Origin of the sequence: Agrobacterium sp. M50-1, assembly GCF_049843495.1 — a bacterium.
Classification (GTDB): domain Bacteria; phylum Pseudomonadota; class Alphaproteobacteria; order Rhizobiales; family Rhizobiaceae; genus Agrobacterium; species Agrobacterium radiobacter.
The window spans coordinates 487,162-509,049 of record NZ_JBBHZH010000003.1 but is presented as its reverse complement, the minus strand read 5'-3'; the positions used below and the strand labels follow the sequence as shown (position 1 = coordinate 509,049).

Genomic DNA, 21,888 nt, shown 5'->3' with positions numbered 1-21,888 from the left:
CTATTTCAGACTTGGCGTTCCGTCTCGGGGAATGCCGGATACTTGTCAAGCAGCGCGGCGACAATCTTGCCGAAACCGAGGCCAAGTGACGATTTTACCATCAGCGCGTCTCCCGGTTGCACCCATTGCAGGGCAAAATCGGTGAGTTCCGCCGTCGTCGGGAACCAGATGACGGTCACGCTATCAGGCAGCGCATCGCGCAGCGCCGCCATCGCCTCGCCCGCAAGCCACACATGCTCGATGCCGGCTGCGAGCAACGGCCCGGCCAGTTCCTCATGCAGCTGCGCCGAAAACTCGCCCATCTCCAGCATGTCGCCGAGAACCGCGACCCGCCGGCCGTGACCCTGCGTTTCCGTTTCCGCCAGCACGGCAATCGCGGCGCGCATGGAGGCCGGATTGGCATTGTAGCTTTCATCGATCAGCAGGAAGGAGCCGCCATTGATGGAAAGATGATGGCGCTGGCCGCGCCCCTTCACCGCTTCGAGCGATCCGAGCGCCTCGAAGGCGCGTTCGAGATTGGCGCCCGTTACGGCAACCGCGCCAAGGACCGCCATGGCGTTGTCTGCGATGTGCCGGCCGGGAATATTGATGTGCAACTCACTGGTTTCGCCGTTCAGGATCGCCCAGATCGTCGAGCCCGTCGTCGTGCTCTCGAAATCCGCGAGGCGGAAATCCGCTTTCGCGTGCTGCCCGAAGGTAAGGATATGTTCGATGCCCTGTTCCTGCGCCGCTTCTTCAAGCTGTTCGAACTGGGCGTTATCGCGGTTGAGGATGACGGAACCACCCTCCTCCAGACCTTCGAAAATCTCGGCCTTGGCGGCGGCGATCTCTTCGATATTCTTGAAATTGCCGAGATGCGCCGGTGCGATGGTCGTGATGATCGCCACATGCGGGCGGACCATTTTCACCAGCGGCCGGATTTCGCCGGAATGGTTCATGCCGATTTCGAACACGCCGAATTCCGTATCGGCGGGCATGCGCGCGAGCGTCAAAGGCACGCCCCAATGGTTGTTAAAGGAGGCAACCGCCGCATGCACCCGGCCCGAAGGGGCCAAAGCCTGCCGCAACATTTCCTTCGTCGTCGTCTTGCCGACCGACCCCGTGACCGCGATGATGCGCGCCGACGTTCTTTCACGCGCCGCGATGGCGAGTTTGCCAAGCGCGATAAGAACATCTTCCACGACGATCATCGGCACCGTCAGACGGCCAAGAGCCGGCAGCTTGCCTTCGGCCACGACGAGCAGACTGGCCCCGTTGGCGACGGCAAAACTCGCATAGTCATGGCCGTCAACCCGGTCGCCCTTGATGGCGAAAAAGGCCTCGCCGGCTTTGACAGTCCGGCTGTCGATGGAAATGCCGGTGATTCCGGTCGACAGGTTGCCCACGGGGCGTCCTGCCGTAATGGCGATCATGTCGGCGACTGTCCATAACCAGCTCAAATCTTCGATCCTTCCAGCCCTGCCAGCGCAGCGCGCACCTGTTCATGATCGGAAAACGGCAGCGTCACGGAACCGACGATCTGCCCCTCCTCATGCCCCTTGCCCGCAACGATCAGCGTATCGCCATGTGAAAGCATCGACACCGCATGGCGGATTGCCTCCGCCCTGTCGCCGATTTCCAATGCATCGGGAGCCGCCGCCATGACTTCCGAACGGATCGTCGCGGCGTCTTCCGAACGCGGATTGTCGTCGGTGACGATGACGATGTCGGAAAGCCGCGTTGCAACCTCGCCCATGATCGGGCGTTTGCCCTTGTCACGGTCGCCGCCGCAGCCGAAGACGGTGATGATGCGGCCAGAGGTGAAGGGCCGGACCGAAGTCAGCACGTTCTCCAGCGCATCCGGCTTGTGGGCGTAATCCACATAGGCGAGCGCACCGTTCCCCGTCTGGCCGACGAGTTCCAGACGGCCGGCAGCGCCGATCAGCTTTTCAAGCGCCTTGAGCGCCGTTGTCGCGGCAACGCCGGTGGACATGGCAAGACCTGCAGCGACGAGAGAATTCGCAACCTGAAAATCGCCCGCCAGCGGGATGTCGACTTCATGGATCACGCCGTCATGATGCACTTCGATCATCTGCTTGTGACGGAAGTGCTCCACCCGTTTCAAGGTCAAATAATCACCCTTGCGGCCGACGGTGCGCACATCGAGACCCGCTTCGCGCGCCGCGCGGATTGCCTTGTCCGACCACGGATCGTCAGCAAAGATCACTGCGGGAGAGCCCTTCTCCATCAGCGTATCGAAGAGCCGCATCTTCGCGGCCATATAGTCCTCGACGGTCGGATGATAATCCATGTGGTCGCGGCCAAGATTGGTGAAACCGGCGGCTGCCAGCTTCACTCCATCGAGACGGCGCTGGTCAAGACCATGGCTGGACGCCTCCATCGCCGCATGGGTCACGCCTTCGGCCGCAAGTTCGGCGAGAAGCGCATGCAGCGTCACCGGATCGGGCGTGGTGAGCGCGCCATAATCCTCGCGGCCGGGAGCGATGACGCCCGTGGTGCCGATCTGGGCGGCGGCATGGCCGGCGAAAGCCCATATCTGCCGCACAAAGGAGGCGACGGACGTCTTTCCGGCAGTGCCGGTGACGGCGACCATGGTTTCCGGCTGTTTTCCGTAAAAACGGGAAGCGGCAAGGGAGAGATAAAGGCGTGGGTCCGTGACGGAAAGCACCGGCACATCAGCCTCCAGCGCGTGTCCGGAAACGACAGCGACCGCACCCTTGGCAACCGCGTCCTTTACATAGGCCGCGCCATCCGCCCTGGTGCCCGCAACCGCCACAAACAGGCTGCCGGGCGCAGCCTTGCGGCTGTCTGCGGTGATCCCCCCGATTTCGATCGCCCCGATCTCAGACAGGAGCAATTCTTTCAATTCCGGAAACGCATTTCCGGATATATCTCGCAAATTCATCGACTGTGTCCGTCTTGTCCCCCCGGCGCGAATCGCCGGAACATCATAAGCTAACAATCAATAAGACACGAGCAAGGCCGAGCCATCCTTGCCGAACTTCGGCTTCACGCCCAGCACCGCCGCCGTGCGGGTGATGATATCGTGCACCATCGGCGCCGCAGAGGTGCCGGCAAGCGCTGCGCCGTTGCCCTTGTCCGTCTTTGGCTCATCGATGAAAGACAGCACGACATATTGCGGATCGTCCATCGGAAAGGCCGAGAGGAAGGCGTTGAAGTTCTTGTCGTGCACGTAACGTCCGTTGACGACCTTGTCGGCCGTACCGGTCTTGCCGCCGACGTTGAAACCGTCGACGCGCGCATTGCGGCCCGAACCGTTGACGCCGTTCCACTCGAAGAGGAAACGCATGTCCTTGCTGGCGCCGGGCTTCAGAACCTGCTTGGCCACCTGATCGGCCTGTTCGCGGGTACGCGGCAGGAACGTCGGCTCGATCAGTTTGCCGCCATTGACGAGTGCTGCACCGGCAACCGCCGTCTGCAGCGGTGTCGTGGAAACGCCGTGGCCGAAGGAAATGGTGATGGAGTTGATCTTCTTCCATTCGCGCGGCTGTGACGGCAGCGCCACTTCAGGCAACTCGGTCTGCATGCGGGTCAAAAGGCCAAGCCGCGTCAGGAATTCCTTATGGCCTTCCGTTCCGACGGTGTCGGCGATCTTGGCCGTACCGATATTGGACGAAAACTGGAAGATTTCCGGCACCGAAAGCATTCGGCCCTTGCCGTGGAAGTCCTTGATGGTGAAACCGCCGATGCGGATCGGATAACGCGCATCGAAAGTGTCGCCGAGACGGACGCGGCCCGAATCGAGACCCATGGCAATCGTGAAGGACTTGAAGGTGGAGCCCATTTCGAACGTGCCGTTCGACATGCGGTTGAGCCAGCCTTCCTTGGCGCCTTCGGCCGGGTTGTTCGGATCGTAATCCGGCACCGAGGCCATCGCGAGAACTTCACCGGTATGCACATCCAGAACCACGGCACCCGCACCGATCGCCTGGAACTTGGCAATCGCCGCGGTCACGACTTCACGCACAATGGACTGCACACGCAGATCGATGGAAAGCTTTACCGGCTCCAGCGGCTGGTCGCTGGTCATGCCGAGCGCCGTCAGATCGGCAAGGCCCTGGCTGTCGACGTAACGTTCCATGCCGGCAACGCCACGGTTGTCGATGTTGACGTGGCCGACGACATGGGCCGCAGTCGGCCCGCCGGGATAAAAGCGGCGCTTTTCCGGGCGGAAGCCGACGCCGGGAATACCGAGCGCCAGAATCTGGCTCTGCTGCTTCGGCGTCAGCTGACGGCGCAGCCACTGGAAGCGCGAATTAGAGGAGAGCTTCTGATAGGTGGTACGCTGGTCGAGGTCAGGCAGGACGGTGCGCAGCTTCTCGATGGCCTCGTCGATATCAACGATGCGATGTGGTTCGGCAAACAGCGAGACGGTGCGGATATCGGTGGCCAGAACCTCGCCGTTGCGATCAAGAAGATCGGGGCGCGACGCCATCAGCCGGTCTGCGGGCGCAATGCTCGACACTGTTTCCTGTTCCGCCATGCCATATTGCACGAGACGGCCGCCCACGACGGCATAAAAGGCGACAAAACCGAAAATCAGAAGGCCGACGCGGCTTTTCGCCTGGGCGGCCCGCTTCTTGCGGGCGCCCTCAAACGCCGCATGGTCGGTATAGACACCGGTGGTGCTGGCGGAAAAGTGAGCCTTGCTCTTCAAAACCATGACGCGGGAGAGAAAAGACATCAGCGGTTCACCGATCCTGTTATGGTTTCATCCATATCGCCGGTTTCATCACCAGCGGCGGCGGAAGCGACCGGTACAGGCGCCGGTGCCGGACGTGAAACGCGCGCACGTGGCGTGGGCACCGGAACGCCGTTCACGGCAATCTGGCCCGCAGGCGGCGATTTGGGCTTCGAAGCGCCACCGAGGGTAGCCCCCGGCTTGGAGCCATTGACGGCGGCGGCGATGACATCCTCGACGCTCATGCCTTCAGGCTCGGGCGGCTGCGGCAATTGCGAGCGCAGCATGGGCAACTCGCGCGGCTGCGCCAGCTGCGTCGGCAGCGTCGGTGAAAGACCGAGTTCCGTTTGATAGGCATTCACCAGACGGTGCAGACGGTTCGGCTGTGTCAGCAGCGCCCAGTCGGCCCTCAAAAGATCGATCGTGTCCTTTTCAAGCTTGATCTCGGCCTCCAGCTTGCGGACCTCCTCAAGCTTCAGATCGGCCTTGTGCTTGATCGAATAGGTCACGACAGCCGCAGCGACCATGACCCCCATCAAGATGACATCGAAAGTGCGCAGCATATCAGCCTCCCATCTTTTCAAGGCTGGCGAGATCAGGAAGCTCGAAAATCGAGAAATCTGCAGCGCGCGCCGGGGCTGTGGTGCGCAGGCCAGCGCGAAGCTTGGCCGAGCGAGCCCGCGGATTAAGCTCCGCCTCCTCATCGCTGGCGGCGATCATCGGCTTGCCGATGTTCTCGAAAATGGCCGGCTTATCCTCCACCATCGGCAGATGCCGGGAACCGGCGGCCTTGCCCGAACGGTCGGAGAAGAATTTCTTGACGATACGGTCTTCCAGCGAATGGAACGTGACGACGACGAGCCTTCCGCCGGGCTTCAAAACCTGCTCGGCGGCAAACAAAGCCTGCGCCAGTTCCCCCAGCTCATCATTGACGAAAACGCGCAGCGCCTGGAACACCCGCGTTGCGGGATGGATCTTGTCCTTCGCCTTGCGCGGCGTGACGATCTCGATGAGCCCCGCCAGATCGCGGGTGGTTCGGAACGGCTCTTCCGCCCTCTTCTTCTCGATGGCGCGGGCAATGCGGCCCGGCTGCTTCTCTTCACCGAGAAAGCCGAAGATGCGGATCAGATCGCTGACCTTGGCGCGATTGACGACATCGGCAGCCGAGACGCCGGAAGCGGACATGCGCATGTCGAGAGGGCCGTTTTTCTGGAAGGAAAAACCGCGCTCGGCCTCATCGATCTGCATGGAAGACACGCCGATATCGAGAACGACGCCATCAAGCCCGCCTTCAGGCGCATGCTTCGCGAGATCGGAAAATTGCGCATGAATAAGCGAAAGGCGGCCGCCATTGGCGGCAACCATGGCCTGGCCGCCGGCGATCGCCGTCGGATCGCGATCGAGTGCGATGATATTGGCGCCCTGATCGAGAATGGCCTGGCTATAACCGCCGGCGCCGAAAGTACCATCGAGAATAATCTTGCCGGACGCAGGCTCCAGCGCGGCGATGACTTCGCGAAGCAGGACAGGGATGTGACGCTGAGGTCCGCCATCGGCATCAGAAGATCGTCCGCCAGAATTCGCCGCCATCCCGTGTCCCCGTCCTAGGCGGGGCGAGCAGCCGAAAAACCGCGCCCCGCTCTTGCTTCCGCCTGCGCCGCCAAAAACGCATCCGGTTGCCAAAGCTGAAAATGATCCGCCCGCCCGACGAAGGTGACCTCGGTGGATATGCCGGTGAATTCCCGCACAAAATCCGTCACCATCAATCGACCTTCCTGGTCGAGCTTCATGAAAACGCCGCCGCCGTGAACCAGCAGCGACATTGCGTTCGCCTCTGGCGAGAAAGCATCCATGGACGCAATCTGCCGCTCGTAGCGCTCCAGCAAATCCGGACCGCCGACACTGATTGCCGGAAACGCAAAATCCTGGAGACAATAAAGCTCCTGAACGCCGCGCTTCGCCAGCACCGAACGAAACGGAGACGGAACCGAGACGCGCCCCTTGGCGTCGATCCTGTTCGTCACGTTCGATAAAAAGCGGTCCATTACTCAACTCGCCAAAACCGCATGCCGCAAAGCGATCCATCCGCTCCGCAGCCGACACCGGTACGCACGACACATCGCCAAGCGCCAGGGCGACATGCCCTGCAGCAGCCCCTCGCAGGCTCCTCACTCGTTTCAGCGATTGCGGGTCAAAAACACGACCCAATGTGGTGTGCATTTGGGATATCATGGGACACTATGGGCGTCAATGGGAGAAGCCGGCACGATACCGACTTCGCATCGGAAATTCATAAGCCGTTAAGTTTAACGAATGGTTTACTTCAGCCGCAAAGACACTTTTTCACGGCACACAAAGGTGCGGTGAAACCACCATTTTTCTGTTTTGAAACAAGGAAATGATTTCAGCCGCACCGCTTTTGATCGCGGTCTGGGCGAATGCGCCTCTTCATCCAGCCATGGTCTCAGCCACAATGCACGGAAGACGGCGCACGACGGCGCTCGCGCCACAGGTGACAGGAGTACGATGTCGTTTTTCATCGGGAGCATTCCAGCTAAAAGCGTGACGGCGCACGGGGCCGCCCGACACGTCGAGCATCGGCCCCATATTTGCCCGGCAATTGAACTGCAAATGGCAATTGCTTTCGGCCCTGTGGACCGCAAACATTATTTCACTGCGATGACGACCTTGCCCTTCGCACGGCCGGTCTGGATATAGTCCAATGCCTCATTGGTCTTTTCGAACGGGAATATCCGATCCATCACCGGACGTATGTGGCCCGCCTCGATCAGAGCGGTAATCTTTTCAAGCTGCCCGCCATTCGCAGTCATGAAGAGAAAAGAATAGCCAATCCCCCGGCGTTTCGATTTCCTCCTGATGCCAAGGCTCAACAGGCGCATGACCTGCCGAAGCGGCCAGCCGGAGCCATTCTGCCGTGCGAAATCCGGATCAGGTGGGCCGGAAATCGAAATCAGCTTGCCGCCCGGCTTCAGCACCGCAATGGATTTTTCCAGCGTGTCCTTTCCGAGGCTGTTCATCACGACATCATAACCGTGCAGCACTTTTTCGAAGTCTTCCTTCTTGTAGTCGACCACGACGTCTGCACCGAGACTTTTTACCATATCCACGTTGGCTGTACTCGTGGTTGTGGCCACATAAGCCCCGAGATGTTTGGCAAGCTGGATCGCGATAGTGCCCACGCCGCCCGAACCGGCATGGATCAGCACCTTCTGTCCCTTCTGCACATTGGCCCGCTCGACAAGCACCTGCCATGCCGTCAGGGCGACAAGCGGCAAAGATGCCGCCTCTTCCATGGTCAGATTGTCCGGCTTCATCGCCACATCGGCCTCATCGATGGCGATGTACTCGGCAAATGTCCCGATACGCGCCTGGTGCGGACGGGCATAGACCTCGTCGCCGGGCTTGAATTTGCGGACATTGGCGCCGGCGCGGACCACAACACCCGCCACATCGTTGCCCAGCACCAGCGGAAGGCGGTACGGCAGGATGAGCTTGAACTCTCCGTCTCTGATCTTGTTATCCAGAAGGTTGACGCTGACGGCGCGGATTTCGACCAGAACGTCGTTTGCGCGCACCTCCGGCTCGGGGATTTCACCGAGCCGCAATGCGCCGCCTTTCTTGTAGCGATCGATCAGAAATGATTTCATCGGACTAACTTTCGTTTCTGCGGCCGACACCCGGCACCGGCAATAAAAGCTCAATCAGGAAGCCTGCTGAATTTCCGAAAGCTCCTGTCGACGAAGGACTCAGGCAGGAAGCGGCGGATGAAGCGGGCCTGCCCCGCAGCTTTTCCGGCAGTATAGCGTCGTTTGGGCGCTGCCGTATTGGCGGCCTCTACGACAACTTTTGCGACCACCTCCGGGTCATCGCCCTTTTCGATGACGTCACGCATCAGTTTCTCGGCGTCCGCCCGAACCGTATCGTAGAGGGCAAGCGGCCGGTCTGGCCGTGTGATGTTTTCTTCGAAGGAGGTGCGGGTCACACCCGGCTCGACAAGCACGATGCGGATGCCCTGCGTTCGCACTTCATGGTCAAGAGATTCCGAATAGCCTTCAATGGCGTGCTTGGTCGATGCGTAAAGCGCATTATAGGGGGCCGGGATCAGCCCGAGTATGGAACTGAGGTTGACGATACGGCCGCGACGCTGCCGTCTCATGACGGGCAGAACCGCATTTGTCACGCGCATCACGCCGAACACGTTAACGTCGAATACGGCCTTCGCCTGCTCCGCCGTCGATTCTTCCGCACCGCCCAGCAAACCGATCCCGGCATTGTTGACGAGAAGATCGATCCTTCCTGCGCGGCTCAAAACCTCGTCCACCGCGCGCCGCACGGACGCATCGTCGGTAACGTCGCAGATCAGCATCGTGATCCCATCCTCCATGTCTGGCATCGGCTTTCGGCTGGTGCCGAACACACGGTAACCATCGCGCCGGAGCGCCCGCGCCGTCACCAGCCCGATGCCGGAGGATGCGCCCGTCACCAGGGCTATGCCGCGTTCTGTCTTGCTCATCTGCGTCCACTTTCATTTTGTTATGGAACAACAATGAGCATTGAGTTACTATCAAATCGATACAAAGTCACTACTAAAAAGATATCGACATGAAAAATCTCTCGGACCAGCCCTGCCTCATCGCCCGCAGCCTTGCCCTTGTCGGTGATGCCTGGAGCATGCTGATCATGCGCGATGCCCATGCGGGCCTCGCCCGCTTCGATGATTTTCGCAAGAGCCTCGGCATCGCGCCGACGATGCTGACGGCGCGGCTTTCATCGCTGACCGAAGAGGGATTACTGATGAAACGCCGTTATTCCGATCGTCCGCCACGCTACGAATATATGTTGACGGAAGCCGGCCGCGATTTTCTGCCGGTGCTGTTTGCAATTGGCGCATGGGGAAACAAGCATCGCGGCGGAGGTGAGGTAACCCGTTTTTTCGACGCCGAGACCGGAACGGAAATCGATCCCGTCACCATAGACCGCGTGACCGGCGCTCCGGTCGGAACCCGTCCAATTCGTATCGCTAAACCCGAATAAGCACCTTCACCGCAAGTGCGCCGGATTAACAGCGGAGCATCGCACACAGGTAGGAAAATTCGCCAGTTGGCCTGTAAGCCGGGTTCTGTATGGCCCCGGTTTGACCCGGAACGTGGCAGCCATTCATCTGGGACGGCATTTGCATGCCGCCTCGCGCAACCCACCCGGATGACGGGCCTGGAAACCGGCTGTGAACGGGCTTTCGCCCATCCCGTGTCATCCCTATTCGGTCTTGCTCCCGGTGGGGTTTACCTTGCCGCCGCTGTCACCAGCGGCGCGGTGGGCTCTTACCCCACCCTTTCACCCTTACCATGCAAGGCATGGCGGTTTGCTCTCTGTGGCACTTTCCCTGGGGTCACCCCCGCCGGACGTTATCCGGCACCGTATTTCCGTGGAGCCCGGACTTTCCTCACCTTACCGTCTTTCGACATTGGTAAAGCGCGGCTGCCCGGCCAACTGGCATGGGCTCCATAACCATGTTCCGAGGCGAAAGCCACTGAAAAGCGCAGGCGAGGATCAAAGAAATGCCGGTTTGAAATCCGTCGAAAAGGCCCCGTCAACGATTTCTCCGTCCCGCAGCAGCCCGGCGCCAAGCCGGCCGATCTCGTCAGAGCTCTTGGCCGCCGTGCCGTTGCCGCCGGTCAGAACCGCGATGCGCGGCGAGGCGGTGAAACCGATGGCCGGATAGCTGCTCCCCGTTTTGGAGACGACGCAGGCGGCCATCGAGACACGCGAGAGATCAATGGAAGGCACCAGCGTTCCGACGATGTCAGAGAGATGATCCCGCACGCTTTCACGTCCGCCGGAGCGGAACCATTCCCGGATTTCCGGATCGCTGCCGAGCCTCTTGTCATCCGGATCGCCGCCGATCTTCAGGTAGAATTTGCCATCGGGATAACGCACCGGCGGCAGCAGATAGATATGTTTGGTCGGCTCACGCGGCTCATAGATCAGCGATGGCATGTCCGCATATTGCGCAAGGTCACCCTCGTCTATCTCGAAGAAAGCGACGGTGCGTGCATAGACATCAAGAGCCACCGGCTGCGGCAGAAGATCTTTCATGATCGAGAAGCCGCCAGCCGCCACCAGCACCCGGTCTGCGGTATAAACCGCGCCCGAGGCCGTCTGAACCGATACCCGGCCACCCTCTTCCCGCGTCGAAACGACGATATCGTCGATAAGCGTGACACCCGCCATTTCAGCGAGAATAGTTTGCGCCTTCACCAGCGCCCGTGGATTGACGTATCCGGCATTGTTCCTCTCGAACACTCCCTCGCAACCCGGCTCGAAGGTGAAATAGGGAAAGCGGTTTTCGAGGCTTTGACCGTCCAGCAGTTCCGTCGAAACGCCGAGCCGCGCCGCCGCCTTGCGGACATCGTCAACAAAGGAATTGTCACCGCCCCGCTGAGGCCCCACCATCAGGCAGCCGACCGGAGCATAAAATTCAACGCCGCTTCTGGCCGTAATATCGGCATAACGCGCGATCGAGCGGTTGGCGAGCAGCGCCCAGTCTGCGTCACCATCGATGGTGCGGGTAATCCGCGCTTCGTCATAGTGGCTGGCGAAAACACCCTGATGCGATTTAATGTCGGCAGGTTCACCGGGACCGATCAGCGCGACGCCATCCACCGTTTCCGCCAGATGGCGGGCGGCGGCCGCACCCATCATGCCGCGACCCACGACAATATATTTGAAATGTCCCGACATGCCGCCCTCTTCACCCGCTCACTTCCGTCGCAACCTTTTAGCCGCTTCCGCCCGTGAATGTCAGACGAAAACCGGCGCCATTTCAGCGGCGAATTCATCCTCGGTCAGCTGGCCGTTCAGAAGCAGCACAGCACCCAGCCGTCCGATCTCGTCCGAAGACTTGGCGGAGACGAAATTGCCCCCGGTCAGAACCGCGATATTGGAGGATTGCGTATAGCCGATATAGGGATAGCCGCTACGGGTGATGGAGGCGACACAGGAGCCGGAGGTCACGGGGCAGCCGGCAAGCGCCGGCATCAGGGACAGCGCCCGCTTTTTCAAAAATTCTACTTCACCCGGCGTACCGTCCGAGTGGAACCAGTCTACCGCTTCGGTGAGCGTTTCAAGCCTGCCCTTCTCGCTTTCGCCGCCGATCTTCAGATAGACTTTGCCATCGGGATAACGCACCGGCGGCAGGATATAGACGATGTCGTCCTCGTTCTCCGCGAGCACGATGGTGGACGGCATAGCGCCGAACAGGGCCTGCCTTGCCTCATCCAGCTCGAAAAACACGATGGTGCGGCCCGTTGCCGCCATATCGACCGGCGATGGAAGAAGTTCCGCCATGTTGGTAAAGCCGCCCGCCGCAACGATGACCTTTTCGGCGGTATGGACGGCCCCGTCGCGGGTCGAAACCTCCACGCCATGGGAGGTGTCGCGAATATGGGCCGCCGTCTCACGCAGCAGTTTCGCGCCCTGCACCTCGGCAACGGCGCACTGCGCCTTCACCAGGGCGCGCGGATTGACGTGACCGGCATTCTGCGCCTCGAAATAACCGTCGTGATCGGCCGGCAGGGAGAACATCGGAAACCGGTCAACGAGGACATCGCTGCCGAGTGTCTCTACACCAAGACCGAGACGGTCGACCGAGGAAAGGGCGCGCGAGACATAATCTCCCGCAAGACCCTTACCGTTGCCGGTGAACAGGCAGCCTGCTTCAGTGAAAAAGCGGATGCCGCTTTTGGCCTCGATCTCCGCATAACGGCGGATGGAGCGTTGCGCCAGCTCCGCCCAGACCGGATCGCCGTCAAACCCGCGGGTGATGCGCGCCTCATCGTAATGACTTGAAAACACACCCTGATGGGTCTTGCGATCAGCGGGTTCGCCCGGTCCGATCAGCGCCACGCCATTCATTTGCGCCGAAAGATGCCGCGCCGCGGCCGCTCCCATCATCCCGGCCCCGACCACGATATATTTGAAATCCGGCATGTCATGCTCCGTATCAGCTTTGTTTCTGACTACAGCATGCCGGGCCGAACCGGAATCGCTTTTCGCAATTTAACAAGCAATACAAGCCGGCCTCAGCCGGCCAGCAGCGCCTGCACCTTGCCGCAATAACGCTTGGAGACCGGGTTCATGCGGGTGGCGCCATGGCCGGCATTGTAGCGCAGGATCGTGCTGCAGACCTGGCCGCCGCCCAGTTGATGCGCCGTCGCCAGATATTGCATGCCCCAGCGAATATTGGTCTCGGGATCGTAGAGCGCCTTGGTGGTGCCGCGATAGCCCATCATCCGCGCCGTTGCCGGCTTGATCTGCATCAGCCCGACTTCACCTGCGCTGCCGCGGGCCTTCGGATTAAACTTGCTTTCCACCGAAACCACGGCATGCGCCAGATTGGTGGGAACGCCGTAACGCTTGGCATATTTGACGATCAGATCGGAATAATCGTTCCTGAGCGAGGAAGGCAGGCTTTTTTCGGGAATGGGATAACCGGGCTTGCGGAAGAAGGTCTCCAGCGTCACGGTTTTGGTCTTGACGTCCTCGTCTTTGGCAAAAGCAATCCCCGCCTGCGAAGCGAGCATAACAACGCTCGCCACGACAGCAACAACAACCCTGTTCATATGTAGAAAAATTCTCCAGATCGGATGACCGGAACAATGAAGCGACACAAATAGTCTGCGCCCGGAAAGTCGATCTCGACCTTCCGCTGTCCGGTCTCCTTGATTGATATTGACGGTAAGTTCCCCTGAAGAACGACACCGCATGCAGTGACGTTCTTAAACTTCCTCAATGCGGATTAACTGTGGCACAAGAAAAAAAGCGACTTGAACACGCTGGAAGAGCGGGAATGCTTTTCCAGAATCGGCGGTTAAGCGCCCGAAAATCTCGGCAGGCTGGCGATCAGCCGGTGCAGCGTGTCAATGGTGGAGAAATCCGCGATGCCATCCACCAGGATGGGGCGGAAATGCCGCTGGAAAGCCGCCACGGCGCCTTCGGTTTTTTCACAATAAGCGCCTGTTATTTCAACGCCATAACCATAAATAGACAGCATCGACTGCAGCGCTTCGACCGGCTGGCCATGGTCCCCGCGCTGAAAAAAGCGCCCGCCACGGATCGGCGCAGGCTCCACCCAATGGCCGACACCCTGCTGCGACAGGATGTCCCACGGGAATTTTTCACCCGGATCGACCTTGCGGATCGGGGCTACATCCGAATGCGCCAGCACCCTTTCAGGGGCGATATTCCAGCGCTGGCCGCAATCGCGACACAATTCGATGACGGCTTCGATCTGCTTTTTCGGAAATTCCGGCAGGCCGCCTGGATGGCCCTGATTGGCGATCTCGATACCGATGGAGCGAGAATTGATGTCTTCATCCCCAGCCCAGCTGCTCTTACCCGCATGCCAGGCACGGCGGGTTTCCGGCACGAGCTGGAGGACGCGTCCGTCTTCGAAGACGAAATAATGGCTGGAGACCTGGCTTTCGCGATTGCAGAGCCATGACAGCGCGCCATCGGCCGTCGTCATGCCGGTATAATGCAGAAGAATGATGTCAGGACCGGCTACACCCAGCCTTTCGCCATGATTAGGCGAAGGCGCAACGGCTGCGCCCCCGAAATCCGGGGTAAAATCCGGCAGACATTCACTCATGCGACGCGGCGTTCTTTCTCAATGGCCGCATAAGCGGCGTTGAGAGCCGCCATACGTTCATTCGCGGCCGCATGCAATTCCATGGGAACGCCGCGGGCGATGAGCTTGTCGGGATGGTGTTCGGCAACCAGCGTTCGGTACCGCTTGCGGATATCCAGAAAATCGTCCGAAGGTGAAACACCGAGTACGCGGTAAGGGTCGCGCCCGTCCATATGCACATGCCGCGCCATGATCGTTTCGAAATGATCTTCGGTGATACGGAAGATTTCCGCGATCCGGCCGAGGAAGGCCAGTTCCCGCTCGTGGATCAGCCCGTCGGCCTTGGCGATGTGGAACAGGCCGTCGATGACGCTTTCCAGCATCTCGCAATTGGCGTGCCCGGAACCGCAAAGACCCGCCAGCCGCTCCGCATAGGCTTCGTAACCGGCAACGTCCTGACGCGCGAGGTTATAAAGACGAGCGACGTTCTTGGCTTCTTCTTCCGGAAAATCGAAAATCTGCCGGAAAGCGCGAACCTCGGCATCGTTGACGACCCCGTCGGCCTTCGCCATCTTGGCGGAAAGTGCAATGATGGCCACGGAAAAGGAAACCTTGCGGCGGGTTTCCGGATCACCTTCGAAAAGGGTGCGGATGGCTTCCACCACGCGCCCGAGTGCACCGCCTGCCGCGTCGCCGATTGCGCCGAGCAGCCGTTCCCACAGGGATGAAATTTGCAGACACGCGAAATCGAACATCATGCGACAAGCATGACGGGATATTGCCGCGAATGCAATATGTCCAGCGGTCCGGCGGCATTAACTTTTATTCATCTTTGCGACAGTTTTGCTTCAGGAACAAGGGTGCGGCAGACGATGGGACCACGGTTTTCCACAGACGGCGGATAGCCGGCCACCGGCTATGCCGATTGAAACGATTATATTTCGCCACTTTGCTCAAGCCGCTGAAAAACCGCGAGAAATCCGCGTTTTTCTTCATAAATTCACTTTACACCTACACGCGGCTGTCGCATCCATTTGCCAGACATGTCTTTGGGTATATGTGAAAAGGAGAGCCATGATGGCCAAACAGAAAGTCGCAATGCTGACCGCGGGTGGCCTTGCGCCCTGTCTCTCTTCGGCCGTGGGCGGCTTGATCGAGCGTTACAGCGACATCGCGCCCGAGATCGACATCATCGCTTACCGCTCGGGTTATCAGGGCGTGCTTCTGGGTGACCGCATCGAAATCAACAAAGACATGCGGGAAAAGGCGCATCTGCTGCACCGTTACGGCGGCTCGCCGATCGGCAACAGCCGCGTCAAGCTCACCAATGCCGCCGATTGCGCCAAGCGCGGTCTGGTCAAGGAAGGCGATAATCCGCTGCGCGTCGCCGCTGACCGGCTGGCGGCCGACGGCGTCACCATTCTCCACACCATCGGCGGTGACGACACCAACACGACGGCTGCGGACCTTGCCGCCTATCTCGGCGCGAACGGCTATAACCTCACCGTCGTCGGCCTGCCGAAGACGGTGGATAATGACGTCGTGCCGATCAAGCAGTCGCTCGGCGCCTGGACGGCCGCCGAAGTCGGCGCCTCCTTCTTCGACAATGTCAGCAACGAGCAGAGCGCTGCCCCGAAAACCTTCGTCATCCACGAAGTCATGGGCCGCCATTGCGGCTGGCTGACGGCCGCCACCGCCCGCGCCTATATCCAGAAGACCAGTGGCAATGAATATGTCGAAGGCCTGATGATGAACACGCAGATGAAGAACATCGACGGCATCTACCTGCCGGAAATGGCCTTCGACATCGAGGCGGAAGCCGAGCGACTGAAGGAAATCATGGACAAAAACGGCTATGTCACGCTGTTCGTGTCGGAAGGCGCCGGCCTTGATTCGATCGTTGCCGAACGCGAAGCCTCCGGCGAGGCCGTCAAGCGCGACGCTTTTGGTCACGTCAAGATCGACACCATCAATGTTGGCGGCTGGTTCCAGAAGCAGTTTGCCAGCCTCATCGGCGCAGAACGCTCCATGGTGCAGAAATCAGGCTATTTCGCCCGCTCCGCCGCCGCCAATGGAGACGATCTGCGCCTCATTCAGGGCATGGTGGATCTCGCCGTCGAAAGCGCGCTCAACAAGGTCTCCGGCGTCACCGGCCATGACGAAGACCAGAATGGCAAATTGCGGACCATCGAGTTTCCGCGTATCAAGGGTGGAAAGCATTTCGACCTCTCTGCAAAATGGTTTACCGAAGTGATGGAACACGTCGGTCAGCCGTTCACAGTCGCCTGATTTTACGATAGTCTAAAATAAGACGGCGACAGGGAGGGCAAGGAGGAAGAGAATGTCTGGACAGGCCTGGCTGATTTTTTGTGCAGCATGTGCCGTTGTGTTCGCACTCCCCTCTCCCCTTGTATTCTCTGTTGCCTCCTATGCCGCCATCCGCGGCAAGAAGACGGTCTTCGCCTCCGCTGTCGGCGGCGCGCTCGGCATCGTCACGGCCATGATGATTTCGGCCATTCCGGTGGCCGGTCTCGCCTATCTGCCGCAATCCTTCTTGGAAATCGTGCAATGGGCCGGCATCGGCTGGCTGATGCTGTTTCTGTTGTGGACCTTCGCCACGCCGGCCGCCCAGGCGGCCAATGCCGACAATGACAATCTGCCGGGCAAATCCTGGAGCGGCATTTTCCGCGATTGTTACGCCATTGCCGCTTTGCGACCGCGCTACTTCACTTTCTTTCTGGCGCTGTTGCCGCAATTCGTTTCCACTTCCGGCAACACAATTGAAACGCTCGCCATAGCGCAGGCCGCCATCCTGCTTCTGGCGCTTGTGATTCTGACCGCGCAGGCGCTGTTTGCCGGCCCGACGCTCGCGCTGGTGCGCCGCATGTCGGGCGACAAGAAAATCCGGCCGAAATACCGCACCCACTTCATTTCCGGTCGCGCTGTCAGCGCCGGATACAGGCGCATCGCAGCCTGAAAAACTTGGTCGCCACCTCCCGGCTTGCCGCTATCCTTACAATAGGTTAATGAAGGCTCGACGGGACACTGCCTGCTTCGCTCGACGCGGGGGTATCGAAAGACAGGCATAACGAAGGCGGCAACATGCGAAATTCGGGCAAATTCCGCGGAAGAAGTGCACTTCTTCTGTCTTCCACCGTGGGTCTGGCACTGGCATTGAGCGCATGCACCAGCGTCGAATATACCGCAAAGGAAGGGCCAAACGGCCCGAAGATCGCAACGGTTAACCCCGCTGCCACTCCAGCGCAAACATCGGCGCAGACGGCAACGGCCGAAGCCGCAGCGGGCGCGACCCCGGCAGCGGTACAGACTGCCGAAACCACAACCTCTTCCCAGCCAGCAGCACTTCCCACCGCCGTCGCCGTCAAGGGCGGACGCGTGGCCCTGCCGCCGGCCTCCGAAATTGCAGCCGCCGCAGCCATCACCGCCCAGATGCAGCCGCACCAGACGGAAGTGGCTCAGGCCGCAGGGGCGACATCCGCACCCACAGCCGTTGCAGCACTCGCGCCGACGGGCGCTGCTCCTGCGGCAGCAGCCATCGAAACGGCGGCAAAACCGGCTGCCCACAATGCCGCAGCCGATCTGCCGCAGGTGGTTGCCGTCAAGGGTAGCTTCCCGCCTGCACCGCCACCGCCCGGCTCACCCTCCATCGGCACCGAACTGACAGCGGAACGCAAAGTCATTCCGCTGCCGAAGCCGGACAGCACGGTTCTGGCCTATGCCGCCGGCCCCACCAATGCCGCTCTTGCCGCCATCCGGCAGAACGAATCAATGACGGCGCCGCTCAATGCCGCGCCGGCCGGACGCGAAAAGCTGAGCGGCCTCATTACCAAATACGCCACCATGTATGATGTGCCGGAAGATCTGGTTCACCGCGTGGTTCAGCGCGAGAGCCGGTACAATCCCGGCGCCTATAGCAGCGGCAATTTCGGCCTGATGCAGATCAGGCACGCCACGGCCCGCTCCATGGGCTTCGATGGCCCCGCCTCCGGCCTCTTCGATGCCGAAACCAATCTCAAATACGCCGTCAAATATCTGCGCGGCGCATGGGTTGTGGCTGGTAACGACCGCGACAATGCCGTCCGGCTTTACGCACGCGGTTATTATTACGATGCCAAGCGCAAGGGCATGCTGCACGTTCTGCGCAAGTGATAGCCCCGGCTGTATTGGGGATGCCGTCTGAATTCGTTCGGCTTCTCGATACCGGTGACAAAAGCGCCTGAAATTTTCTCTCCGTCATCCGCGGGTTTGACCCGAGGATCCACGATTGCAATGCGTTATGGATCCTCGGGCCAAGCCCGAGGATGACGTCGTGTGTGACGAGGTTTCGTGGGCAACTTAGACGCCGATGGTTTCACATCGTCTTTTCGATTCGTTGCTTTCACCCACAGCCCCTGTCATCAAATTGTAGTGTCCCGGCTGTAGACGCCTCTCAATCGACTGAGAGGTGAACATATGACGAGTGCGGCACCCAAGACCGGCTTCAGCAAGAACACAAAACTGAAGTCCGCATTGCTCCAGCACAAGGCACTCTCCAAAAGCGGATTGTCCGAGCGCTTTTTCGGCGTCCTCTTTTCCGGCCTCGTCTATCCGCAGATCTGGGAAGACCCTGAGATCGACATGGAAGCGATGGAGCTTGGCGAAGGCCACCGCATCGTCACCATCGGCTCGGGCGGCTGCAACATGCTGGCCTATCTCTCCCGCAACCCTGCCAGCATCGATGTGGTTGATCTCAACCCGCATCACATTGCGCTGAACAAGCTGAAGCTTGCCGCGTTCCGCCATCTGCCGGGCCATCAGGATGTGGTGCGCCATTTCGGCCGCGCCAACACCCGCAGCAACAGCCACGGTTACGACCGCTTCATCGCCGAGCACCTTGACGCCACGACCAAGGCTTACTGGTCGAAGCGCACCCTTTCCGGCCGCCGCCGCATCTCGGTGTTCGACAGGAACATCTACCGCACCGGCCTGCTCGGCCGCTTCATCGGCGCCGGCCATCTCATGGCCCGGCTGCACGGCGTGAAACTCACCGAAATGGCCAAGACCCGGACGCTGGATGAACAGCGCCAGTTCTTCGACAGCAAGGTCGCACCGCTGTTCGACAAGCCGGTGGTGCGCTGGCTGACGAAGCGCAAAAGCTCGCTTTTCGGCCTCGGTATTCCGCCGCGCCAATATGACGAGCTGGCCAGCCTTTCCGCCAATGGCACGGTTGCATCCGTGCTCAAGGAGCGGCTGGAAAAGCTCGCCTGCAACTTCCCGCTCAGCGACAATTATTTCGCCTGGCAGGCCTTTGCGCGCCGTTACCCCGAACCGCATGAGGGCGCACTGCCCGCCTATCTCAAGCCGGAATATTACGAGACGATCCGCAACAACACGGCGCGCGTCACGGTGCATCACGCCACCTATACCGAGCTTCTCTCGCGCAAGCCTGCAAGCGCCGTCGACCGCTACATCCTCCTCGACGCGCAGGACTGGATGACGGACGTGCAGCTCAACGAATTGTGGTCGCAGATCAGCCGCACCGCCGCCTCGGGCGCGCGCGTCATCTTCCGCACCGCCGCCGAAAAGAGCGTCATCGAAGGTCGGCTTTCCCCTGATATCCGCAACCAGTGGGTCTATCTCGAAGAGCGCTCCAACGAGCTCAACGCCATGGACCGCTCGGCCATCTATGGCGGCTTCCATATTTACGAGAGGGCTATGGCATGAAAACCATCGGCGAAAATGTGGGCCTTGCAGACAGCGCGCATGCGAGCCTGATGGACCGCATGTATCGCCACCAGCGGCATATCTACGATATTACCCGCAAATATTACCTTCTCGGCCGCGACAGAACCATTTCCGGCCTCAACGTGCCGAAGGGCGGCACCTTGCTGGAAATCGGCTGCGGCACCGGCCGCAACCTGCTGCTGGCCAGCCGCAAGTTTCCGGACGCGAAACTGTTTGGCCTCGACATTTCCGCCGAAATGCTGCTGACCGCCTCCGAGAATTTCGCCGGCAAGGCGGAACGCCCCGTTCTGCGCGTGGCCGATGCCACTGCCTTCCGCGCCTCGGAATTCGGCCAGTCCGAGGGCTTCGACCGCGTCATGATCCCCTATGCGCTGTCGATGATACCGGACTGGGAAAAGGCGATCGAGCAGGCGCTCACGGCGCTGAAACCGGGCGGTTCGCTGCATATTGTCGATTTCGGCCAGCAGGAACAGTTGCCGAAGTGGTTCCGCACGCTTCTGCAGGCCTGGCTCACCCGCTTTCACGTTACGCCCCGCGCCAATCTCCGCTATGTTCTCGCCAATATGGCCGGCCGTTTTGATGGTAACCTCGAATTCGAGGAAATCGCGCGGGGTTATGCGTGGCGGGCCATCATCACACTTCCGATCGCTGAAGCGCAGCAGCCGAAAATTCATCGCATATTGGCCGACGCCTGATTCCAGAGGGCGGTGCGAATCCCTAACCATAAGGGGTGTCGCCTTCAAGGCTCCTGCCGGGCCAGAATTTCGGCGTTAAAACCGCAAACCGCTTCAAATCCAGCGACTTGCGGGGTGCAAAAAACACGTTGCCCCTTGCCATATCAGTTTGTTTACCATGTTATGCGTAAATCGGGAGATACGGCGCGCTATTCTGCGGCCGTGGGATGGGCAACATTTTCATCAGGATTCCAATGCGGCTGCGTTCATGGGCACTATTGTCGGCTTTGCTGTTGATCGGCGGCTGCACCTCCACCAGCTATGACCTGCTGGAAACCGCATCCGTTTCCAAGCCGAAATTTTCCGATACCGACCCGCAGGATTTCGGCATGAACAACCCGCACCGCCATGAGGTGCACGGCATCGACGTGTCCAAATGGAATGGTGATGTCGACTGGCAGACCGTCCGCAAATCAGGTGTCTCCTTCGTTTTCATCAAGGCGACGGAGGGATCGGACCGCATCGATCCGAAGTTCGGTGACCATTGGCGCAGCGCGGCAGCCGCGGATATTCTGCATGCGCCCTACCATTTCTATTATTTCTGCTCGACAGCGGATGCCCAGGCCGACTGGTTCATTCGCAACGTGCCAAAGGACGCCGTCACCCTGCCGCCGGTTCTCGACGTGGAGTGGAACCCCTCCTCGCCCACCTGCAAGACGCGCCCGGCGCCCGGCGTTGTTCGCGTCGAAATGCAGCGTTTCCTCGACCGCATCGAAGCCCATTATGGCAAGCGCCCGATCATCTATACCTCTGTTGATTTCCACCGCGACAACCTCGTTGGCCAGTTCAAGGATTACCATTTCTGGGTGCGTTCCGTCGCCGCCCATCCGGCCAAGATCTACGAAGATCGCAAATGGGCCTTCTGGCAATATACGGCAACCGGCGTCGTGCCCGGCGTAAACGGCCCAACCGACATCAATGTCTTTGCCGGTACGGAGAAAAACTGGCGAAAATGGATTGCTTCGGCCAAATAAGACGGCCAAGAAGCAACACTTTCGAAAAATCGGCGTTGTTCTGCAACGTCAGATCGCGCGGTCCGTTTTTTTGTCGCAAACATA

General features: G+C 60.0%; 21 protein-coding genes and 1 other RNA gene. 7 read left to right on the top strand and 15 right to left on the bottom strand.

The annotated features are described in order from the left end of the window. Positions 1-5: 5 nt before the first annotated feature. The 9 genes from WDZ78_RS09995 to WDZ78_RS09955 form a co-directional block, all read right to left on the bottom strand. Entirely contained in the window at positions 6-1,439 is a 1,434-nt protein-coding gene (locus tag WDZ78_RS09995; protein ID WP_425672924.1) for a UDP-N-acetylmuramoylalanyl-D-glutamyl-2,6-diaminopimelate--D-alanyl-D-alanine ligase, read from the bottom strand. Further along, positions 1,436-2,905 carry a UDP-N-acetylmuramoyl-L-alanyl-D-glutamate--2,6-diaminopimelate ligase gene (locus WDZ78_RS09990; protein ID WP_425672923.1) on the bottom strand — a complete coding sequence of 490 codons (1,470 nt, stop codon included), beginning with the start codon at positions 2,903-2,905 and terminating at the stop codon, positions 1,436-1,438. The genes WDZ78_RS09995 and WDZ78_RS09990 overlap by 4 nt, the downstream gene beginning before the upstream one ends. A 57-nt stretch (positions 2,906-2,962) precedes the next feature. Then, entirely contained in the window at positions 2,963-4,705 is a 1,743-nt protein-coding gene (locus WDZ78_RS09985; RefSeq protein ID WP_020009290.1) for a peptidoglycan D,D-transpeptidase FtsI family protein, read from the bottom strand. Next, the gene (gene ftsL, locus WDZ78_RS09980; RefSeq protein ID WP_004430738.1) at positions 4,705-5,265 is read right to left on the bottom strand and encodes a cell division protein FtsL; all 561 of its coding nucleotides are present in this window, start codon (positions 5,263-5,265) and stop codon (positions 4,705-4,707) included. The genes WDZ78_RS09985 and ftsL overlap by 1 nt, the downstream gene beginning before the upstream one ends. Before the next feature lies 1 nt (position 5,266). Beyond that, complete coding sequence (gene rsmH, locus WDZ78_RS09975; RefSeq protein WP_425672922.1) at positions 5,267-6,292, bottom strand: 16S rRNA (cytosine(1402)-N(4))-methyltransferase RsmH; 1,026 nt, start codon at positions 6,290-6,292, stop codon at positions 5,267-5,269. 14 nt (positions 6,293-6,306) lie between these two features. Then, entirely contained in the window at positions 6,307-6,747 is a 441-nt protein-coding gene (gene mraZ, locus WDZ78_RS09970) for a division/cell wall cluster transcriptional repressor MraZ (protein WP_004442807.1), read from the bottom strand. A 273-nt stretch (positions 6,748-7,020) separates the two neighbouring features. Beyond that, positions 7,021-7,242, bottom strand: a complete 222-nt coding sequence (locus tag WDZ78_RS09965) for a hypothetical protein (protein WP_425672921.1) — start codon at positions 7,240-7,242, stop codon at positions 7,021-7,023. 126 nt (positions 7,243-7,368) lie between these two features. Continuing rightward, positions 7,369-8,370, bottom strand: a complete 1,002-nt coding sequence (locus tag WDZ78_RS09960) for an NADP-dependent oxidoreductase (protein WP_425672920.1) — start codon at positions 8,368-8,370, stop codon at positions 7,369-7,371. 50 nt (positions 8,371-8,420) lie between these two features. Beyond that, entirely contained in the window at positions 8,421-9,236 is an 816-nt protein-coding gene (locus tag WDZ78_RS09955; protein ID WP_020009287.1) for an oxidoreductase, read from the bottom strand. A gap of 89 nt (positions 9,237-9,325) precedes the next feature. Here WDZ78_RS09955 and WDZ78_RS09950 point away from each other — a divergent pair, with 89 nt between their 5' ends. Further along, positions 9,326-9,757 carry a winged helix-turn-helix transcriptional regulator gene (locus WDZ78_RS09950; RefSeq protein ID WP_020009286.1) on the top strand — a complete coding sequence of 144 codons (432 nt, stop codon included), beginning with the start codon at positions 9,326-9,328 and terminating at the stop codon, positions 9,755-9,757. A gap of 58 nt (positions 9,758-9,815) precedes the next feature. Here WDZ78_RS09950 and rnpB read toward each other — a convergent pair. The 6 genes from rnpB to WDZ78_RS09920 form a co-directional block, all read right to left on the bottom strand. Beyond that, positions 9,816-10,217, bottom strand: an RNA gene (gene rnpB / locus WDZ78_RS09945) — RNase P RNA component class A. Positions 10,218-10,273: 56 nt separating this feature from the next. Then, entirely contained in the window at positions 10,274-11,464 is a 1,191-nt protein-coding gene (locus WDZ78_RS09940; RefSeq protein WP_425672919.1) for an FAD-dependent oxidoreductase, read from the bottom strand. Between the two features lie 60 nt (positions 11,465-11,524). Continuing rightward, the gene (locus WDZ78_RS09935; RefSeq protein WP_425672918.1) at positions 11,525-12,712 is read right to left on the bottom strand and encodes an FAD-dependent oxidoreductase; all 1,188 of its coding nucleotides are present in this window, start codon (positions 12,710-12,712) and stop codon (positions 11,525-11,527) included. Positions 12,713-12,804: 92 nt separating this feature from the next. Next, positions 12,805-13,344 carry a lytic transglycosylase domain-containing protein gene (locus WDZ78_RS09930; protein WP_020009283.1) on the bottom strand — a complete coding sequence of 180 codons (540 nt, stop codon included), beginning with the start codon at positions 13,342-13,344 and terminating at the stop codon, positions 12,805-12,807. A 248-nt stretch (positions 13,345-13,592) separates the two neighbouring features. Then, the gene (locus WDZ78_RS09925) at positions 13,593-14,372 is read right to left on the bottom strand and encodes an N-acetylmuramoyl-L-alanine amidase (protein WP_425672917.1); all 780 of its coding nucleotides are present in this window, start codon (positions 14,370-14,372) and stop codon (positions 13,593-13,595) included. Next, on the bottom strand, positions 14,369-15,109 hold the full coding sequence (locus tag WDZ78_RS09920) for a J domain-containing protein (RefSeq protein WP_004430712.1): 741 nt from the start codon (positions 15,107-15,109) through the stop codon (positions 14,369-14,371). The genes WDZ78_RS09925 and WDZ78_RS09920 overlap by 4 nt, the downstream gene beginning before the upstream one ends. Before the next feature lie 319 nt (positions 15,110-15,428). Here WDZ78_RS09920 and WDZ78_RS09915 point away from each other — a divergent pair, with 319 nt between their 5' ends. From WDZ78_RS09915 to WDZ78_RS09890, 6 genes are all read left to right on the top strand, one after another. After that, positions 15,429-16,640: a pyrophosphate--fructose-6-phosphate 1-phosphotransferase gene (locus tag WDZ78_RS09915; RefSeq protein WP_425672971.1), complete on the top strand. Its 1,212-nt coding sequence runs from the start codon at positions 15,429-15,431 to the stop codon at positions 16,638-16,640. 52 nt (positions 16,641-16,692) lie between these two features. After that, the gene (locus WDZ78_RS09910; RefSeq protein WP_425672916.1) at positions 16,693-17,328 is read left to right on the top strand and encodes a LysE family translocator; all 636 of its coding nucleotides are present in this window, start codon (positions 16,693-16,695) and stop codon (positions 17,326-17,328) included. A 125-nt stretch (positions 17,329-17,453) separates the two neighbouring features. Then, positions 17,454-18,521: a transglycosylase SLT domain-containing protein gene (locus WDZ78_RS09905; protein WP_425672915.1), complete on the top strand. Its 1,068-nt coding sequence runs from the start codon at positions 17,454-17,456 to the stop codon at positions 18,519-18,521. A gap of 303 nt (positions 18,522-18,824) precedes the next feature. Then, complete coding sequence (locus tag WDZ78_RS09900) at positions 18,825-20,075, top strand: DUF3419 family protein (protein WP_425672914.1); 1,251 nt, start codon at positions 18,825-18,827, stop codon at positions 20,073-20,075. Further along, positions 20,072-20,791, top strand: coding sequence for a class I SAM-dependent methyltransferase (locus WDZ78_RS09895; protein WP_425672913.1), 720 nt, complete (start codon positions 20,072-20,074; stop codon positions 20,789-20,791). Before WDZ78_RS09900 ends, WDZ78_RS09895 begins: the two co-directional genes overlap by 4 nt. 233 nt (positions 20,792-21,024) lie before the next feature. Then, complete coding sequence (locus WDZ78_RS09890; protein WP_425672912.1) at positions 21,025-21,804, top strand: glycoside hydrolase family 25 protein; 780 nt, start codon at positions 21,025-21,027, stop codon at positions 21,802-21,804. Positions 21,805-21,888 lie beyond the last annotated feature (84 nt).

Bases quoted from the DNA above. Each gene is read 5' to 3' on its own strand.
- WDZ78_RS09915 (WP_425672971.1), top strand. From the start codon at position 15,429: ATGGCCAAACAGAAAGTCGCAATGCTGACCGCGGGTGGCCTTGCGCCC.
- WDZ78_RS09950 (WP_020009286.1), top strand. From the start codon at position 9,326: ATGAAAAATCTCTCGGACCAGCCCTGCCTCATCGCCCGCAGCCTTGCC.
- WDZ78_RS09925 (WP_425672917.1), bottom strand. From the start codon at position 14,372: ATGAGTGAATGTCTGCCGGATTTTACCCCGGATTTCGGGGGCGCAGCC.
- WDZ78_RS09955 (WP_020009287.1), bottom strand. From the start codon at position 9,236: ATGAGCAAGACAGAACGCGGCATAGCCCTGGTGACGGGCGCATCCTCC.
- WDZ78_RS09910 (WP_425672916.1), top strand. From the start codon at position 16,693: ATGTCTGGACAGGCCTGGCTGATTTTTTGTGCAGCATGTGCCGTTGTG.
- WDZ78_RS09985 (WP_020009290.1), bottom strand. From the start codon at position 4,705: ATGTCTTTTCTCTCCCGCGTCATGGTTTTGAAGAGCAAGGCTCACTTT.
- WDZ78_RS09935 (WP_425672918.1), bottom strand. From the start codon at position 12,712: ATGCCGGATTTCAAATATATCGTGGTCGGGGCCGGGATGATGGGAGCG.
- WDZ78_RS09895 (WP_425672913.1), top strand. From the start codon at position 20,072: ATGAAAACCATCGGCGAAAATGTGGGCCTTGCAGACAGCGCGCATGCG.
- WDZ78_RS09940 (WP_425672919.1), bottom strand. From the start codon at position 11,464: ATGTCGGGACATTTCAAATATATTGTCGTGGGTCGCGGCATGATGGGT.
- WDZ78_RS09890 (WP_425672912.1), top strand. From the start codon at position 21,025: ATGCGGCTGCGTTCATGGGCACTATTGTCGGCTTTGCTGTTGATCGGC.
- rsmH (WP_425672922.1), bottom strand. From the start codon at position 6,292: ATGGCGGCGAATTCTGGCGGACGATCTTCTGATGCCGATGGCGGACCT.
- WDZ78_RS09900 (WP_425672914.1), top strand. From the start codon at position 18,825: ATGACGAGTGCGGCACCCAAGACCGGCTTCAGCAAGAACACAAAACTG.
- WDZ78_RS09905 (WP_425672915.1), top strand. From the start codon at position 17,454: ATGCGAAATTCGGGCAAATTCCGCGGAAGAAGTGCACTTCTTCTGTCT.
- WDZ78_RS09965 (WP_425672921.1), bottom strand. From the start codon at position 7,242: ATGAAAAACGACATCGTACTCCTGTCACCTGTGGCGCGAGCGCCGTCG.
- WDZ78_RS09990 (WP_425672923.1), bottom strand. From the start codon at position 2,905: ATGAATTTGCGAGATATATCCGGAAATGCGTTTCCGGAATTGAAAGAA.
- mraZ (WP_004442807.1), bottom strand. From the start codon at position 6,747: ATGGACCGCTTTTTATCGAACGTGACGAACAGGATCGACGCCAAGGGG.
- ftsL (WP_004430738.1), bottom strand. From the start codon at position 5,265: ATGCTGCGCACTTTCGATGTCATCTTGATGGGGGTCATGGTCGCTGCG.
- WDZ78_RS09920 (WP_004430712.1), bottom strand. From the start codon at position 15,109: ATGATGTTCGATTTCGCGTGTCTGCAAATTTCATCCCTGTGGGAACGG.
- WDZ78_RS09930 (WP_020009283.1), bottom strand. From the start codon at position 13,344: ATGAACAGGGTTGTTGTTGCTGTCGTGGCGAGCGTTGTTATGCTCGCT.
- WDZ78_RS09960 (WP_425672920.1), bottom strand. From the start codon at position 8,370: ATGAAATCATTTCTGATCGATCGCTACAAGAAAGGCGGCGCATTGCGG.